Raw genomic sequence first — 15227 nt, forward strand, 5'->3', positions numbered from 1 at the left:
GTTTCATCGAGCCGCGGGCGACCAGCCTGTTGTACAGGCCCTTATCCAACCGCACATCGGAATACTGCAGATCAACGAGGTGCAGCCGGGGCGCCGACCAGCTCAGGTTCTCCCGCTGCCGGAAACCTTCCAGCAGCCGCAGCTTGGCCGGCCAGTCCAGCAACTCGGCGCACTCCATCGGGTCGCGCTCCAACAGGTCGAGCACGTGCGCCCAGGTTTCGACAACGTGGGAGGCCCGCGGGTCGGGGTCGCGACCGTCCACCAGCTTCGCCACCCGATCGAGGTAAATCCGTTGCAGCGCAAGGGCAGTCAGCTCACGGCCGTCGGCCAGGGCGACGGTGGCACGCAGCGACGGGTCACGGCTGACCGCGTGCACGGCATGAACCGGGCGGGCCAGCGCCAAGTCGCTGAGGTCGATTCCATGCGCCGGGCCGTCCTCGATCAGGTCGAGCACCAGCGCCGTGGTGCCCAGCTTCAGGTACGTCGACGTCTCGGCCAGGTTGGCGTCGCCGATGATGACGTGCAGCCGCCGGTAACGGTCGGCGTCGGCGTGCGGCTCGTCGCGGGTGTTGATGATGCCGCGCTTCAGCGTGGTCTCCAGCCCGACCTCGACCTCGATGTAGTCGGCGCGCTGGGACAGCTGGAAGCCCGGCTCGTCGCCGCTGGGGCCGATCCCGACCCGGCCGGAGCCGGTGATCACCTGACGGGAGACCAGGAACGGGGTCAGCCCCACGATGACCGCTGAGAACGGCGTCTGCCGACTCATCAGATAGTTCTCGTGCGACCCGTAGGAGGCGCCCTTGCCGTCGACGTTGTTCTTGTAGAGCTGCAGCTTGGCTGCCCCCGGCACGCTGGCCACGTGCCGCGCGGCAGCCTCCATCACCCGCTCGCCGGCCTTATCCCAGATCACCGCGTCCAGCGGGTCGGTGCACTCCGGCGCGGAATATTCCGGGTGGGCGTGGTCGACGTAGAGCCGCGCCCCGTTGGTCAAGATCATGTTGGCGGCACCGACCTCGTCCGCGTCGACCACCGGCGGCGGGCCGGCCGAGCGGCTCAGGTCGAATCCCCGGGCATCCCGCAGCGGCGATTCCACCTCGTAGTCCCAGCGGGTCCGTTTGGCGCGCTGAATGCCGGCGGCGGCCGCGTAGGCCAGCACCGCCTGCGTCGAGGTGAGGATCGGGTTGGCGGTCGGGTCCGACGGCGACGAGATGCCGTACTCGACCTCCGTCCCGATAATCCGTTGCATGTCCTAAAGCCTAGGCGCGGCGACGATGTGGGCCGAGGTCGGCCCGAGGTGGAGCTCTCATCGGTCAGTCGGTGATCCCCGCAAATACCCAGCGTGTGCGTTATCGTTGGCGCGTCGAGGTGCGTGGAGGACATGTTTGATCGAGCCTGTGCCGTATAGATCTGGGGCGACTCCGCCGCCGCATCGCCACGTTGCTCCCGCAGCAGATCGGCGCTCGTTGTCGCTGCTGCTGATCGAGGACGACCGCGCTGATGCGGTGCTGGTCGAAGAGCTGATAGCAGACTCGGTCGCTGATATTCGGATGGCGTGGGCACCATCGATGGCGCACGCCGAGGGTGTCCTCGCCCGCGAGCGCCCGGATTGCGTCCTGTTGGACCTGAATCTGCCGGATGCCACAGGGTTCGATGGCATCGCCCGTATAGCCGAGTGGGACGGCACCCTTCCGGTAGTCGTGCTGACGGGCTTGAATGACGAACAATTCGGGGTGTCTGCGGTCGCCAGTGGTGCGCAGGACTATTTGGTCAAGGGGCGGGTCGAACCCGACATGCTGCGGCGGACCCTGCTCTATGCGATCGAACGTAAGCGTGCCGAGCTCATTGCGGTGGATCTGCACGCGAGCAATCTGCGGGCGCAGGAAAATGCGCGGCTGGAGCGTGGTCTGCTGCCCTCGCCGCTACTACCTGAAGGCTCGGAAGTGGGCGTTGTGACCCGATACCGGCCCAGCCGCGCTAACGCGTTGCTGGGTGGAGACTTCTACGATGTCGTGCAAACTCCGGATCGGACCGTACACATCGTTATCGGTGATGTCGCCGGGCATGGGCCTGATGAGGCGGCTTTGGGGGTGGCATTACGGATCGCATGGCGCACGTTGACGTTGAGCGGCATTCACGGCGACGCTGCGATGCGGCAGCTGGAGCGGATCCTTCACGCTGAAAGCCCAAGCCGCGGCATCTTCGCGACGATGCTGAGCCTGGCAGTCGGCCCCGACAGTCCGCGGGTTGTAGCGGTCCGCGCCGGTCATCCCGGCATGCTGGTGCACGGCCGCGGCACCGTGGAGTGGGTGGAGCCGCCGGCCGGCCCCGCGTTGGGATGGGGCGGCGACAACTGGCCGCAGCATGCGATGGAACTCCCCGAGGGCGGCGGTTTGGTGCTCTTGACCGACGGACTTTTCGAGGGACATTCAGGCCGCGGTGCCGAACGGCTCGGCGAGGACGGTTTGCTGGAATTGGCCCGGCCGCTGGCGGCGCTGCCCGGACCGGCATTCGTCGACGCGCTCATCGACCAAGCCGAGGCTCGGGCCCAAGCCCATGGCGGCTTCAGCGACGACGTCGCGGTGGTGCGGGTAGAGCGCAGCGTCGTGTGAGAATCGGACCGACGGCGCAGGCGAACACCCCCGCGCACGCCCCGCAGCTGGGATCTCGACTGACGGTCGCGGGCTGGCAGAACCTGGTGTTGGCGGTCATGGGAATGGCGGTGCTGGCTGGCGCGGCCATCGGTGCCGTGCTGTTGATCCGCACCGATGCGGTGACCCGGGAGTTGACCGATGACATTCTGCCCGCGCGCGTCTCGGCGTATCAGTTGCAGGGTGCGCTGCGTGACCAGGAGACGTCGCTGCGCGGCTACGTGATTGCCGCTGACCGGCAGTTTCTCACCCCGTACGTCGCCGGTGAACGCGTCGAACAGCAGGCGGCCCAGGACATCACGGCGCAACTCGGTGACCGGGTCGATCTGATCGCCGACCTGACCGCGATCGAGCGCGCCGGCGCCGCGTGGCGTAGCACCTATGCGCAGCCGTTGATCAGCAGCGTGATCCCGGGTGCGCCGAATGTGGTGAACTCCTATACCGCCGACCGCGGGAAGGCCGAGTTCGACCAGATCCGCGCGCTGTTCGACACCCAAAACGCCCATCTGGCAGCGGCGCGTACCGTCGCCGTCAACGAGCTGGATGCGATGCGCAGCTGGCGTGACCGCGTCCTGATCGGCATGGTGGCAGTGTTCGCCGCCGGTGCGATCCTGCTGGCGTTGTTGATGCGACGCGCGGTGACCCGTCCCCTGGCGGTGCTGGCCGCGTCGTGCCGGCGGATCGCGGCGGGCAATTTCGCCGAGAGCATCGCCGTGCGGGGATCCAAAGACATCCGCGCGATCGCGGGCGATGTGGAGAACATGCGGGGGCGGATCGTGGCCGAGCTGGACGTATCCCGATCAGACCAGGCTCGTCTGGCCATGCAGGCGCAGGCGCTCAACACGCAGGCGGTCGAGTTACGGCGATCCAACGCCGAGCTCGAGCAGTTCGCCTACGTCGCCTCCCATGACTTACAGGAACCGCTGCGCAAAGTGACCTCATTTTGCCAATTGCTCGAGAAACGCTACGGAAGCGCGCTCGACGAACGGGGCATCGAATACATCGGATTCGCTGTCGACGGTGCCAAACGCATGCAGGTGCTCATCAACGATCTCCTCACCTTTTCCCGGGTCGGTCGGCTCACCGTGACTCACGCCACCGTTGCCCTCGACACCACCTTGGACACCGCGCTGGGCAATCTGGCCGCCGCGATTGAGGAATCCGGGGCTCAGATCAAGCGGCGGGACGGTCCGCTTCCTCAAGTCACCGGCGACGCCACCCTTATGACGATGCTCTGGCAGAACCTCATCGGCAACGCGGTTAAGTTCCGCCGCGAGGATCACGCACCCCGGGTCATCATCGACTGCGAACGGGGCACTGGTGATCACGACGGCTATTGGGTGTTCGGCGTGACGGACAACGGCATCGGCATTGCGCCTGAGTTCGCCGAAAAGGTGTTTGTGATCTTCCAGCGTCTCCATGGCCGGGATGCCTACGCTGGAACGGGCATCGGGTTGGCGCTGTGCAAGAAAATCGTCGAGTTGCACGGCGGTATCATCGGTATCGACACCAGCAACAGCAGCGGAACTCGATTCTGGTTCACCTTGCCCATTACTGCCGCCAGCGACGAGACACCCATCGGCGCAGCCGAAGGAGCCCACCGATGACACCGGATACCCGCGCTATCGACGTCCTGCTCATCGAAGACGATCCCGGAGACATCCTCATCACTCGGGAAGCCTTCGAACACCACAAGATTCACAACACGTTGCGTGTTGCACACGATGGACAAGAGGGTCTCGACTACCTCTACCGACGCGGTCCTCATCACAGCGCGCCACAGCCGGATCTGATCCTTCTCGACTTGAATCTGCCGAAATACGACGGCCACCAACTGCTCGAACAAATCAAATCGGATCCCGACTTGTGTCACATCCCCATCGTTGTGCTCACCACCTCGGCCGCCGAGGAAGACATTCTGCGCAGCTACCGACTACACGCGAATGCCTACGTCACCAAACCCGTTGGTTTCGAACAATTCATGAAGGTCATTCGCGAGATCGACGAATTCTTCGTCCAAGTGGTACGCCTCCCACCCCGTTAATCCGCCTGGTGTTGGTTGACGCAGGTGAAAGAAGTGATTAACTTCACCCTGGTGTCCAACGACCCCACGACCGGCCTGTCCGGGAAACGCTATGGCGAAGTCCTTCTGGTGACGCCAGGCGAGGCGGGGCCGCAGGCCACCGTCTACAACAGCTACCCGCTCAACGACTGTCCGGCCGATTTGTGGTCGGCGCTCGACGCGCAGGCCATCGCGACCGAAAACGGTGCTGCCACAGCACTACTCAACGGACCGCGGTACTGGCTGATGAACTCCATTGAAAAAGTCACCCAGGGCCCGCGGATGATCAAAAACTTCGGCGGCATCGACATGCTGCTGCAGGCCACGGTGTTGCTGACAGCGATGAACCCGGCGCCCTACACCGCAAATCAGGTCAACCGGCACACCGTCTTCACCTTCGACGCCGGCGAAGAGGTCTTCGAACTGCAAGACCCCGCGTACCGGCGTTGGGTGATGCAGACCTGGAGCCAGATCGTTGATCCCGACCTGTCCCGGGGCGACCTGCCGAAACTCGGCGAGCGGCTCGATCTGCCAGAAGGATGGACCTACCAGAAGCGGGTGCTGGAAAGCCCACTGCGCATCGACAGCGCCAACCGCACCGCGCTCGTCTTGCAGGACGACCTGACCAACAGCTATTCGCTGATAACCGACTGATCCTGCCGCTACAGGTACTGGCGCTACAGGTACTGGCCGAGGTTGGACTCGGTGTCGATGGCCCGCGACGCGCTCGAACTCTTGCCGGTGACCAGGGTGCGGATGTAAACGATCCGTTCGCCCTTCTTGCCTGAAATCCTGGCCCAGTCATCGGGATTGGTGGTGTTGGGCAGGTCTTCGTTCTCGGCGAACTCGTCGACGATCGAGTCGAGCAGGTGCTGGATGCGCAGCCCGCGTTGACCGGTCTCCAGCACCGACTTGATCGCATTCTTCTTCGCGCGGTCGACGACGTTCTGGATCATCGCGCCGGAGTTGAAGTCCTTGAAGTACATGACTTCCTTGTCGCCGTTGGCGTAGGTGACCTCAAGGAACCGGTTGTCGTCGATCTCGGCGTACATCCGGTCGACAACCTTTTCGATCATCGCCTTGATGCACGCCCCTCGGTCGCCGTCGAACTCGGCGATGTCGTCGCCGTGCACCGGCAATTGCTCGGTGAGGTACTTGGAGAAGATGTCCTGCGCCGACTCGGCATCCGGACGCTCGATCTTGATTTTGACGTCGAGACGCCCGGGCCGCAGGATCGCCGGATCGATCATGTCCTCACGGTTGGACGCGCCGATCACGATGACGTTCTCCAGGCCCTCCACGCCGTCGATCTCACTCAGCAGCTGTGGCACGACCGTCGTCTCGACGTCGGAAGAAACCCCGGTACCGCGGGTGCGGAAGATCGAGTCCATCTCGTCGAAGAACACGATCACCGGCGTGCCTTCGGACGCCTTCTCGCGGGCCCGCTGGAAAATCAGCCGGATGTGACGTTCCGTCTCACCGACGAACTTGTTGAGCAGCTCGGGGCCCTTGATGTTCAAGAAGTACGACTTTGCCTCGCGCGCGTCGTCGCCGCGAACCTCGGCCATCTTCTTGGCCAGCGAGTTGGCAACGGCCTTGGCGATCAACGTCTTACCGCAGCCGGGCGGCCCGTAGAGCAGCACACCCTTGGGTGGCCGCAACGCATATTCCCGGTACAGCTCCTTGTGCAGGAACGGCAATTCCACGGCATCGCGGATCTGCTCGATCTGCCGGCCCAGCCCGCCGATGTCGTTGTAGGTGACGTCCGGCACCTCTTCCAGCACCAAGTCCTCGACTTCGGCCTTGGGAATGCGTTCGAACGCATACCCGGCCTTGGTGTCGACCAGCAGCGAGTCGCCGGGTCGCAACTTGCGGGGCCGCTGGTCATCGTTGAGAGCGTCGGGGTGCCCGTCGGGCAGATCCTCGGCAACCAGCGGATCGGCCAGCCACACGATGCGTTCCTCGTCGGCGTGTCCGACGACCAAGGCTCGGTGCCCGTCGTTGAGAATCTCACGCAGCGTGGAGATCTCACCAACCGATTCGTAGGTGCCGGCTTCGACGACAGTTAAAGCCTCGTTGAGCCGAACTGTCTGGCCCTTCTTCAAAGACTTGACGTCGATGTTGGGCGAGCAAGTCAGGCGCATCTTGCGTCCAGAGGTGAACACGTCGATGGTCTCGTCGTCATGCGTGGACAACAACACGCCGTAGCCGCTCGGCGGCTGCCCGAGCCGGTCGACCTCTTCGCGCAGGGCCAGCAGTTGCTGCCGGGCCTCCTTCAGCGTTTCCATCAATTTGGAATTGCGCGCCGCGAGCGAATCGATCCGGGCCTCAAGCTGGTGAATATCGCGGGGACTGCGCGCGACACTCTGCGTTTCAACGGCAGTATCGAGTTGCTCACGCAGTATTGCCGCCTCGCGCCGGAGCTCCTCCAACTCGGCCGCATCCTCCGCGGACAGGTCTGGCTCGCGAGGGTTACCGAACGTTTCGCGCTCTGACTCACCCATCGTGCGCTCCTTTCCCGCGACCGGAAGGTGGTGCGGCGGATACCTCAACGCTACCGGCGATTTCCAATTCATGCGGGAACTCGAAATGGGGCAGACTGGCGCCAGCGTTAACATCATGTTGAACCTGCCTGATCGAGAGGACATCTGTGACCGTGAAATCCCTAGCCACGGGCGTGGCGGCCGTCGCGGCAATCGGCGCGGCAGCTGCGGGTGTGACCTGCATTGCATCTGTTACCGCCACGTTGCCTGAGGTTCAGCCGGTCGTGTTCAGCGCGCCACTCCCGCTGGACCCGGTCCTCCCCGGCGCCAACGTACCCACGCCCGACCAATTGGTCAGCCTGCTCAACAGCCTGCAGGACCCGAGCGTGCCGTTCGCGAGCAAGAGCAATCTGGTCGAGGGCGGGATCGGCGGCGTCGAGGGCCACTTCGCCGACAAGAAGCTGCAGCAAGCCGCCGCCAAGGGCAGCCTGCCGCTGACGTTCAACATCACCAACATCCAGCCCACCGGCCCGGGTGCCGCGTCGGCCAATATCACCGCGACGGGTCCGCACCTTCCTCCGACAACCGAGAACCTCACGTTCGTCGACCAGGGCGGCTGGGTTTTGTCGCGCACCTCGGCGATGACGCTGATCCAGTCGGTGCAGTCGGCGGGCGGCTGACCGCTGCTGGATGGATCGACACCTCACCGCAGTCCTGAGCGCCGCCACGATTGTGGCGGCGCTTGGCCTCTCCGGGTGCTCCGGCGACGAGAGCGGTACGTCGCCGGAGCCTGAGCCGCCAGCGTCGACGTCGCTGACGTCGACGGCAGTCGCGCAGGTCGCGCCGCTGCCGCCGCCCGACGACCTCGCCAAGGTGCTCTACCGGCTGGCCGATCCTGGGGTGCCGGGCAGTCAGAAACTTAACCTGGTCGAAGGTGCCACCCCGGACAACGCTGCCGTGTTCGATCAGTTCGCCACCGCGCTGCTCAACGGCGGCTTTGCGCCGATGAAGTTCGACGTGCGCGACGTCGCATGGTCAGACCGGGATCCGGCCGACGTGGTGGCCAACGTCAACGTCAGCTCACCCAAACCCCGCGGGCCCAGGTTCTCCTTTCCGATGGAGTTCACACCGTTCCGGGGAGGGTGGCAGCTGTCGGCGCGAACGGCCGATGTGCTGCTTGCTTACAGTCCCGCACAAGTCGCGCCCCCGGCGGCGACGCCAGGCCGCTGACCCGCGATGTGGATCGGGTGGCTCGAGTTCGATCTGCTGCTCGGTAACGTGCGCTCACTCAAGCAGAAGCGATCGGTGATCCGCCCCGTGGTGGCGGAGTTGCAGCGCAAGTTCAGCGTCTCGGCCGCCGAAACGGGATCGCATGAGCTCTACCGACGGGCGGGCATTGGGATGGCGATCGCGTCGGCTGACCGCGGCCACGCCGTCGACGTGCTCGACGCGGCTGAACGACTGGTGGCCGCGCACCCGGAGTTCGAACTGCTGTCGGTGCGCCGCGGCCTGCACCGCAGCGACGACTAGCCCGGCTCAGCGCTTGCGGCGCAGCGGCGTCGGCGTGACGGTGCCCGGGGCCAGCCGACGCGCGGACACCAGGAATCCGGTGTGTCCGCGCATATTGTGCTGCGGACGCACGGCCAACCCGACGACGTTCCACCCGCGTTGCAGCGTCTCCCAGGCGCGAGGCTCGGTCCAGCATTGCTGCTCGCGCAGCGCCTCCACCGTTTTGGAAAGCTGAGTAACGGTGGCCAGGTAGACGATCAGCACGCCACCGGCAACCACCACCCGCGAGACGGTGTCGAGCACCTCCCACGGCGCCAGCATGTCCAACACCACCCGGTCGACCGAGCCGTCAGGCAGGTCGGTATCCGCGACATCGCTGAGAATCAGCCGCCAGTTGTCGGGGACGCAGCCGGAGAACGTCTCTACATTGCGATGGGCGTGTTCGGCGTGATCGGCGCGCACCTCGTAGGAGATCACCCGCCCCTGCGGCCCGACCGCGCGCAGCAGCGAACAGGTCAGCGCCCCGGAGCCGGCACCGGCCTCCAAAACCCGGGCGCCCGGAAAGATGTCACCCTCGATCACGATCTGGGCGGCGTCTTTGGGATAGATCAACTGGGCACCGCGGGGCATGGACATCACGTAGTCCACCAACAGCGGGCGCAACACCAGGAACGGGTCACCGTTGGCCGACTTCACCACGCTGCCTTCCGGCAGTCCGATGACCGCGTCGTGTGCGATCGCGCCACGGTGTGTATGAAATTCGCCGCCGGTGCTGAGCAGCATCGTGTAGTGCCGACCCTTGGGGTCGGTGAGCTGGACACGATCGCCGACGGCGAACGGCCCGGTTGCAGACACAGCTGTCTAGCCTGCCAGCAGACGCGCCGGGAAAGGTCCGCGGGGTTGTCGGACCTCGCCCCTAGGCTGCGGATATGAGCGGCAAGGTAGCCAGGTCCCGGCCTGCGTCGCGGCCGGCGTTGTCGCCGTCGCGGGCGGCCGACTTCAAACAGTGCCCGCTGCTCTATCGGTTCCGTGCGGTCGATCGGCTGCCTGAGCCGCCATCCACGGCACAGCTGCGGGGCTCGGTGGTGCATGCCGCGCTGGAGCAGCTGTACAGCCTGCCCGCACCCGAACGCGGCCCGCAGGCCGCTGGCGCGCTCGTCGGCCCGGCTTGGGAGCAGGTGATCACCGGCGAACCCGATCTGGCGGGCGAGTTGGACGCCGACCAGCAGACCCAACTCCTCGACGAGGCTCGCGCCCTGCTGTCCGGCTACTACCGGTTGGAAGACCCGACCCGGTTCGACCCGCAGAGCTGTGAGCAGCGCATCGAGGTCGAGCTTGCCGACGGCACGCTGCTGCGCGGAATCATCGACCGGATCGATGTCGCGCCCACCGGCGAGTTGCGGGTGGTGGATTACAAGACCGGCAAGGCGCCACCGGAAGCGCGGGCACTCGCCGAGTTCAAGGCCATGTTCCAGATGAAGTTCTATGCGGTCGCGTTGCTGCGCTCGCGGGGCGTGCTGCCGACGCGGCTTAGGCTGATCTACCTCGCGGACGGTCAGCTACTGGACTACTCCCCCGACGAAGACGAGCTGCTGCGCTTCGAGAAGACCCTGATGGCGATTTGGCGGGCAATTCAATCTGCCGGTGTGACAGGCGATTTCAGGCCCAGGCCGTCACGGCTGTGCGACTGGTGCGCGCACCACGCGCACTGCCCCGCCTTCGGCGGGACGCCACCGCCGTATCCGGGTTGGCCGAAGCATCCTGACGAAGGTGACGCGGACGCCGTCCTGCATCAGGCGGATCCGGCCGCCTGAGACTTACTGCAGCGGCGACATCTCCTCCAGCATCGTCGGTATCAGCTCGCAGACCGTCGGGTGGATGTGTACCGTGCGCGCCAACGTTGTGTAGGGCGCCTTGGCGGACATCATATCCAGGATGGCGTGGATGGCCTCATCGCCGCCGACACCGAGAATGGCCGCTCCCAGGATCTGCTGCGTTTGGGCGTCCACCACGACTTTCATAAAGCCTTGTGTCTCACCCTTTTCCACCGCGCGACCGACCCTGGTCATGGGCCGCTGACCGATCAATGCAGGGCGGCCTGCCGCGCGGACCTGCTCGACGGTCATTCCGGCTCTCCCCAGCGGGGGGTCGATGTAGAGGGCATAGGTGGGGATGCGGTCGCTCACCCGGCGTGGGTCGTTGTCTAGCAGGTTGGCCGCGACGATTTCGAAGTCGTTGTAGGAGGTGTGGGTGAACGCGCCCTTGCCGTTACAGTCCCCCATCGCCCAGATGTGGTCGACGCTGGTTTTCAGCTGGTCATCGACGGTGATGTAGCCGCGGGCATCGGTTTGGACACCGGCGGCCTCCAGGCCGAGGTCGTCGGTGTTGGGACGGCGCCCGACCGCCAGCAGCAGATGACTGCCGGCGATCGACCCGACGCCGTCTCGCGGTGTCACTTCGAACCCTTCGGAAGCACTGTCCTGCTTAGCTATCCGGATATCGGCGGCATCGACGACGATGTCGATGCCCTCGTTTTGCAGGATCGTCTTGATGGCGTCCGAGACGTCGTGATCTTCGCGGGATGCCAGCCGGGGCCCTTTCTCGACGACGGTCACCCGGGCGCCGAACCGCCGATACATCTGGGCGAACTCGAGGGCGATGTAGCTACCACCGATGATGACGAGATGTTCAGGCACGGTGTCGAGTTCGAGGATCGAGACGTTGGTGAGGAACTCGACATCCGCAAGGCCCGGAATGTCGGGCACCACCGCACGACCACCGACGTTGAGGAAGATCCGCTCGGCTTGCAGAACTTCGTCGCCGACGCGCAGTGTGTGCGGGTCCTCGAATCGAGCATGCGCGCGAATGACCGTGCAGCCGTCCATTCCGTTCAACCAGTCTTCGACGCCCTTGCGGTCGTCCAGCATGATCTCGTCTTTGCGCGCCTTGACTTTCGGCATGTTCACGCTGACCGCACCGGTGCCGACGCCGAAGTCGGCGCCGCGACGGGCCAGGTGCGCGGCATGCGCGCTGGCCACCATTGTCTTGGTCGGGATGCATCCGTTATTGACACAGGTGCCGCCGATCAGCTTGCGCTCCACCACGGCAACGGTCTGGCCGGCCGCGGTCAGTCGACCCGCCAATGAAGGCCCGGCCTGACCGGCGCCCACCACGATGGCGTCGAAACGCCTTGTCACAGAGCAGCTGTTACAGCGGCAAGTGCGAATGCACCCAGCACCGCGACCGCATCCTCGAGCAAGGCGATCGGCAGGTCGTGGCCGTGGGCGGCCACGAGGCGGGTACGCGCCTGGTAGCCACCCAAAGTCCCAAGCACGGCGCCGACGACGCCGGCGCCGAGCGCGCTCCAGGTATAGCCCCAGGCGGTGCCGATGACAGCACCCGCGAACGCGCCCGAGACGATCCGGGCGCCGAACGATGGTGGCGCCGTGCGTGGCGGTGTTTTGGGTTGTTTGTCAAGGAATAGTTCGCCGACCGCGAGAAGACTGAAGACGATGACGGCCGCCAGAGTGCCGACCCAGGACGCCCACGTGTGACTCAGGTTGATCCACTTCAGAAACGCGGCCCAGGCGACGACGGCTGGAGCAGTGAAGGACCGAAGCCCCGCGATGACACCGATCCCCAGAGCTAGCAGCAGAACATAGAAATGCGTCACGGCGACCCTCCCTGGGGCTCAACGACAGAACGCGGCTCTAGCGGACGCTAACACAGCATTGGCCGGTTGCACCGGCGCATTCAAGATCAGAAACGACAGAACCGGATGTCCGAGGCCAGGATCGCCTTGGCCCCGATGGCCGCCAGCTGGTCCATGATCGCGTTGACGTCCCTACGCGGCACCAGCGCGCGCACCGCGACCCAATCCGGGTCGGCCAGCGGGGCGATCGTCGGGGACTCCAAACCCGGTGTGATCGACGTGGCGTCGTCGAGCGCCGAACGCGGGCAGTCGTAGTCCAGCATCAAATACTGTTGACCGAACACCACGCCCTGCACCCGCGCGACCAGCTGTTCGCGCGCAGAGGTATGCGGTCCGTCGCCTGCGTCGTCAGGGTCGGTCTGTTCTATGAGCACCGCCTCCGAATCGCACAGCGGTTCACCGAAGGCCACCAGATTGTGCAAGTTCAAGGTGCGACCCGAACCCACCACGTCGGCGATCGCATCGGCGACCCCGAGCTGCACGGAGATCTCTACGGCGCCGTCCAGGCGGATCACGGTCGCATCGATACCGCGGGCCGCCAAGTCTTCTCGCACCAAATTCGGATAGGCGGTGGCGATTCGCCGACCGGCCAGGTCGTCGATGGTCCAGTCGCGTCCGGCCGGTGCGGCGTAACGAAAGCTGGACGACCCGAAACCGAGCGCGAGTCGTTCGTGCACCGGCGCGCCGGACTCACGCGCCAAATCCCGTCCAGTTATTCCGAAGTCAAGCTCCCCCGACCCGACATAGATAGCAATGTCTTTCGGCCGCAGGAAGAAGAACTCGACGTGGTTGTGCGGGTCGATCACGGTCAGGTCTTTGGGATCGGTACGCCGACGGTACCCGGCCTCAGCCAGGATTTCGACGGCCGGCTCGCTCAGTGCCCCCTTGTTGGGAACTGCGACCCGCAGCCTCGTGGACCCGTTTCGGTGCAGCGCTACCATCACAGCTTCCGGTACACGTCGTCGAGCGTCAGCCCGCGAGCGATCATGAGCACCTGCGTCCAATACAACAACTGACTGATCTCCTCGGCGAGTGCGTCGTCAGATTCGTGCTCGGCCGCCAACCACACTTCGCCGGCCTCCTCGAGGACCTTCTTGCCCACCGCATGCACCCCACCGTCCAGCGCGGCCACAGTGCCGCTGCCGGGCGGGCGGGTGCGGGCACGCTCGCCGAGTTCGGCAAACAGATCCTCGAAGGTCTTCACGGCCAGCGATTGTTTCATGGGCGGGTAAGCAAAGTCACGGCGGTTTCAGGTCGAGGAGACTTCGTCGGGCATGTCTTCGAGGGAAACGCCGTTGGTTTCCCGGACCCATCGCCAAACGAAAACAAGGGACAGCAGCGCACACAGCGCGTAGAAGCCGTAGGCCAAGCCGAGCGCGTGCCGCAGCGCCGGGAACGTCACCGCGATGGTCCAGTTGGCCATCCACTGCACGCCCGACGCCAATCCCAGCGCAGCCGAGCGGATGCGATTGGGGAACATTTCGCCCAGCAGCACCCATAAGACCGGTCCCCAGGAGACAGCGAATGCGACAACGAACAGGTCGGCGGCCACCAGCGCGACCACCCCGGATGCCCCGTCAAGTTGTGGCTGACCGTTTGTCACCGGTGCGCTGGCGAACACGACCGTCATCGTCGCCAGCATCAGTGACATCCCCGCGGATCCGGCCAGCAACAGTGGCCTGCGGCCCAGCCGGTCGATCAGCGCGATCGCCACCAATGTGATCAGCACGTTGACGCCGGTGGTCACCAGGGCAATGGTGAACGACGACTTCTCACCGAATCCCACTGCCTCCCAGAGCAAATCGGAATAGGAGAAGATCACGTTAATACCGACGAACTGCTGAAAAACGGCCAGCCCCAGGCCCACCCACACGATGCCGTACAGCCCGCCGGTCGGCTTACGCAGATCGCGCCACGACTGCGGCTTTTCCTGCTCCAACGTGTCAGCGATCCGACTGATCGTGGGTTCGACGTCGCGGGCGCCGAGCAATGTGGAGAGTACCCGTCGAGCTTGTGAAAGCTGTTGTTTGGCAACTAGATAACGCGGCGACTCCGCGATCGTGAAGAGCAGCGCGAAATACAGCAGCGCGGGTGCCAGCTCGCTGAGGTAGGTCCAGCGCCAGGCGGCCAGACCCAGCCAGAGCGGCTTACCGGAACCGCCGGCGAGGTGGAACGGCAACCAGGTCAGTGCCAGTGCGCCGAAGATGCCGCACACGATCGCGAGCTGCTGCAGCGAGCCGAGCCGGCCGCGGAACCGCGGGGGCGAGATTTCGGCGATGTAAGCCGGGGCCGCAACTGAGGATAGGCCGATGCCGATGCCGCCGATGGTGTGGAAGATGATGAACATCCAAATGCTGCTTGCCAATCCGGCGCCGAGCCCGCAGACGAAGAACAAGACGGCCGCGAGCTTCATCATCGCCCGCCGCCCCATCCGGTCCGCGATTCGGCCGGCCAGCACCGCCCCGACCGCGGCGCCCATCACAGCCGAGGCGGCGGCGAAACCCAATAGCGCGTTGCCAATCTGAAAGTTGGCCTGCAGCGCCTTGACTGCGCGGTTGGTCACCGAGATGTCGTAACCGAAGCACAGTCCCCCGATCGCGGCCACTGCAGCGAAGCGAGTGGCGGACAAGAAAGCGGCACGGGCGGCGGCGCTGTCGACGGGCAGGTCTTCGTGATGAGCCGACGGCGTCTGGCCGCGGGCGTCGTCAGCGGCCATGGCGTCCTTCGATGCTGTCGGGGTCTCGACTGGCGAGAGGATACCGCCGTCCGCGCGCGGACTGTCGGATGTCAGACGTTGAAATACTCGGCTTCGG

General features: G+C 65.2%; 16 protein-coding genes. 8 read left to right on the forward strand and 8 right to left on the reverse strand.

Translation table 11 applies throughout. The features are described from left to right. Nucleotides 1-1246, reverse strand: a 1246-nt coding sequence (dop, locus tag VNW74_RS14965) for a pup deamidase/depupylase (RefSeq protein WP_325678115.1), incomplete at its 3' end; no start/stop codon positions are given. Between the two features lie 148 nt (nucleotides 1247-1394). On the opposite strand from dop, the gene VNW74_RS14970 reads away from it, so the two are divergent. From VNW74_RS14970 to VNW74_RS14985, 4 genes are all read left to right on the forward strand, one after another. Next, the gene (locus VNW74_RS14970) at nucleotides 1395-2609 is read left to right on the forward strand and encodes a PP2C family protein-serine/threonine phosphatase (protein WP_414686690.1); all 1215 of its coding nucleotides are present in this window, start codon (nucleotides 1395-1397) and stop codon (nucleotides 2607-2609) included. Nucleotides 2610-2707: 98 nt separating this feature from the next. Beyond that, nucleotides 2708-4255, forward strand: coding sequence for a sensor histidine kinase (locus tag VNW74_RS14975; RefSeq protein ID WP_325678141.1), 1548 nt, complete (start codon nucleotides 2708-2710; stop codon nucleotides 4253-4255). After that, nucleotides 4252-4692, forward strand: coding sequence for a response regulator (locus tag VNW74_RS14980; protein ID WP_325678117.1), 441 nt, complete (start codon nucleotides 4252-4254; stop codon nucleotides 4690-4692). Before VNW74_RS14975 ends, VNW74_RS14980 begins: the two co-directional genes overlap by 4 nt. Nucleotides 4693-4740: 48 nt before the next feature. Continuing rightward, nucleotides 4741-5364 carry a hypothetical protein gene (locus VNW74_RS14985; protein ID WP_325678143.1) on the forward strand — a complete coding sequence of 208 codons (624 nt, stop codon included), beginning with the start codon at nucleotides 4741-4743 and terminating at the stop codon, nucleotides 5362-5364. Nucleotides 5365-5387: 23 nt separating this feature from the next. Here VNW74_RS14985 and arc read toward each other — a convergent pair whose 3' ends face one another. Next, nucleotides 5388-7214, reverse strand: a complete 1827-nt coding sequence (gene arc / locus VNW74_RS14990; RefSeq protein ID WP_325678119.1) for a proteasome ATPase — start codon at nucleotides 7212-7214, stop codon at nucleotides 5388-5390. Nucleotides 7215-7366: 152 nt separating this feature from the next. On the opposite strand from arc, the gene VNW74_RS14995 reads away from it, so the two are divergent. From VNW74_RS14995 to VNW74_RS15005, 3 genes are read left to right on the forward strand one after another with little or no spacing between them, the layout of a single operon-like run. After that, a complete protein-coding gene (locus VNW74_RS14995; protein WP_414686689.1) occupies nucleotides 7367-7873 on the forward strand; it encodes a hypothetical protein in 507 nt (168 codons plus the stop codon). A gap of 10 nt (nucleotides 7874-7883) precedes the next feature. After that, nucleotides 7884-8423 carry a hypothetical protein gene (locus VNW74_RS15000; RefSeq protein ID WP_325678123.1) on the forward strand — a complete coding sequence of 180 codons (540 nt, stop codon included), beginning with the start codon at nucleotides 7884-7886 and terminating at the stop codon, nucleotides 8421-8423. A 6-nt stretch (nucleotides 8424-8429) separates the two neighbouring features. Further along, a complete protein-coding gene (locus tag VNW74_RS15005) occupies nucleotides 8430-8723 on the forward strand; it encodes a DUF503 domain-containing protein (RefSeq protein WP_325678125.1) in 294 nt (97 codons plus the stop codon). A 6-nt stretch (nucleotides 8724-8729) separates the two neighbouring features. Here VNW74_RS15005 and trmI read toward each other — a convergent pair whose 3' ends face one another. Beyond that, nucleotides 8730-9557: a tRNA (adenine(58)-N(1))-methyltransferase TrmI gene (gene trmI, locus VNW74_RS15010; RefSeq protein ID WP_325678127.1), complete on the reverse strand. Its 828-nt coding sequence runs from the start codon at nucleotides 9555-9557 to the stop codon at nucleotides 8730-8732. 74 nt (nucleotides 9558-9631) lie between these two features. Between trmI and VNW74_RS15015 the strand changes: the two genes are divergently transcribed. Next, entirely contained in the window at nucleotides 9632-10516 is an 885-nt protein-coding gene (locus VNW74_RS15015; protein ID WP_325678129.1) for a RecB family exonuclease, read from the forward strand. A gap of 3 nt (nucleotides 10517-10519) precedes the next feature. Here VNW74_RS15015 and VNW74_RS15020 read toward each other — a convergent pair whose 3' ends face one another. The 5 genes from VNW74_RS15020 to VNW74_RS15040 form a co-directional block, all read right to left on the reverse strand. Then, a complete protein-coding gene (locus VNW74_RS15020) occupies nucleotides 10520-11899 on the reverse strand; it encodes an FAD-containing oxidoreductase (RefSeq protein ID WP_325678131.1) in 1380 nt (459 codons plus the stop codon). Continuing rightward, entirely contained in the window at nucleotides 11896-12375 is a 480-nt protein-coding gene (locus VNW74_RS15025; protein ID WP_325678133.1) for a DUF4126 family protein, read from the reverse strand. Before VNW74_RS15025 ends, VNW74_RS15020 begins: the two co-directional genes overlap by 4 nt. Nucleotides 12376-12461: 86 nt before the next feature. Then, nucleotides 12462-13355 carry an ATP phosphoribosyltransferase gene (hisG, locus tag VNW74_RS15030; RefSeq protein WP_325678135.1) on the reverse strand — a complete coding sequence of 298 codons (894 nt, stop codon included), beginning with the start codon at nucleotides 13353-13355 and terminating at the stop codon, nucleotides 12462-12464. Continuing rightward, nucleotides 13355-13636, reverse strand: a complete 282-nt coding sequence (locus tag VNW74_RS15035) for a phosphoribosyl-ATP diphosphatase (protein ID WP_325678137.1) — start codon at nucleotides 13634-13636, stop codon at nucleotides 13355-13357. Before VNW74_RS15035 ends, hisG begins: the two co-directional genes overlap by 1 nt. A 27-nt stretch (nucleotides 13637-13663) precedes the next feature. Further along, entirely contained in the window at nucleotides 13664-15130 is a 1467-nt protein-coding gene (locus VNW74_RS15040; RefSeq protein ID WP_325678145.1) for a sugar porter family MFS transporter, read from the reverse strand. Between the last annotated feature and the right edge of the window lie 97 nt (nucleotides 15131-15227).

This window comes from Mycobacterium sp., assembly GCF_035570115.1.
In the GTDB taxonomy this organism is placed as follows: domain Bacteria; phylum Actinomycetota; class Actinomycetes; order Mycobacteriales; family Mycobacteriaceae; genus Mycobacterium.

Excerpts from the sequence above, each read along its gene's own strand:
- VNW74_RS14975 (WP_325678141.1), top strand. The coding sequence starts at position 2,708 with ATGGGAATGGCGGTGCTGGCTGGCGCGGCCATCGGTGCCGTGCTGTTG.
- VNW74_RS14980 (WP_325678117.1), top strand. The coding sequence starts at position 4,252 with ATGACACCGGATACCCGCGCTATCGACGTCCTGCTCATCGAAGACGAT.
- arc (WP_325678119.1), bottom strand. The coding sequence starts at position 7,214 with ATGGGTGAGTCAGAGCGCGAAACGTTCGGTAACCCTCGCGAGCCAGAC.
- VNW74_RS15000 (WP_325678123.1), top strand. The coding sequence starts at position 7,884 with ATGGATCGACACCTCACCGCAGTCCTGAGCGCCGCCACGATTGTGGCG.
- VNW74_RS15005 (WP_325678125.1), top strand. The coding sequence starts at position 8,430 with ATGTGGATCGGGTGGCTCGAGTTCGATCTGCTGCTCGGTAACGTGCGC.
- VNW74_RS15015 (WP_325678129.1), top strand. The coding sequence starts at position 9,632 with ATGAGCGGCAAGGTAGCCAGGTCCCGGCCTGCGTCGCGGCCGGCGTTG.
- hisG (WP_325678135.1), bottom strand. The coding sequence starts at position 13,355 with ATGGTAGCGCTGCACCGAAACGGGTCCACGAGGCTGCGGGTCGCAGTT.
- VNW74_RS15035 (WP_325678137.1), bottom strand. The coding sequence starts at position 13,636 with ATGAAACAATCGCTGGCCGTGAAGACCTTCGAGGATCTGTTTGCCGAA.
- VNW74_RS15040 (WP_325678145.1), bottom strand. The coding sequence starts at position 15,130 with ATGGCCGCTGACGACGCCCGCGGCCAGACGCCGTCGGCTCATCACGAA.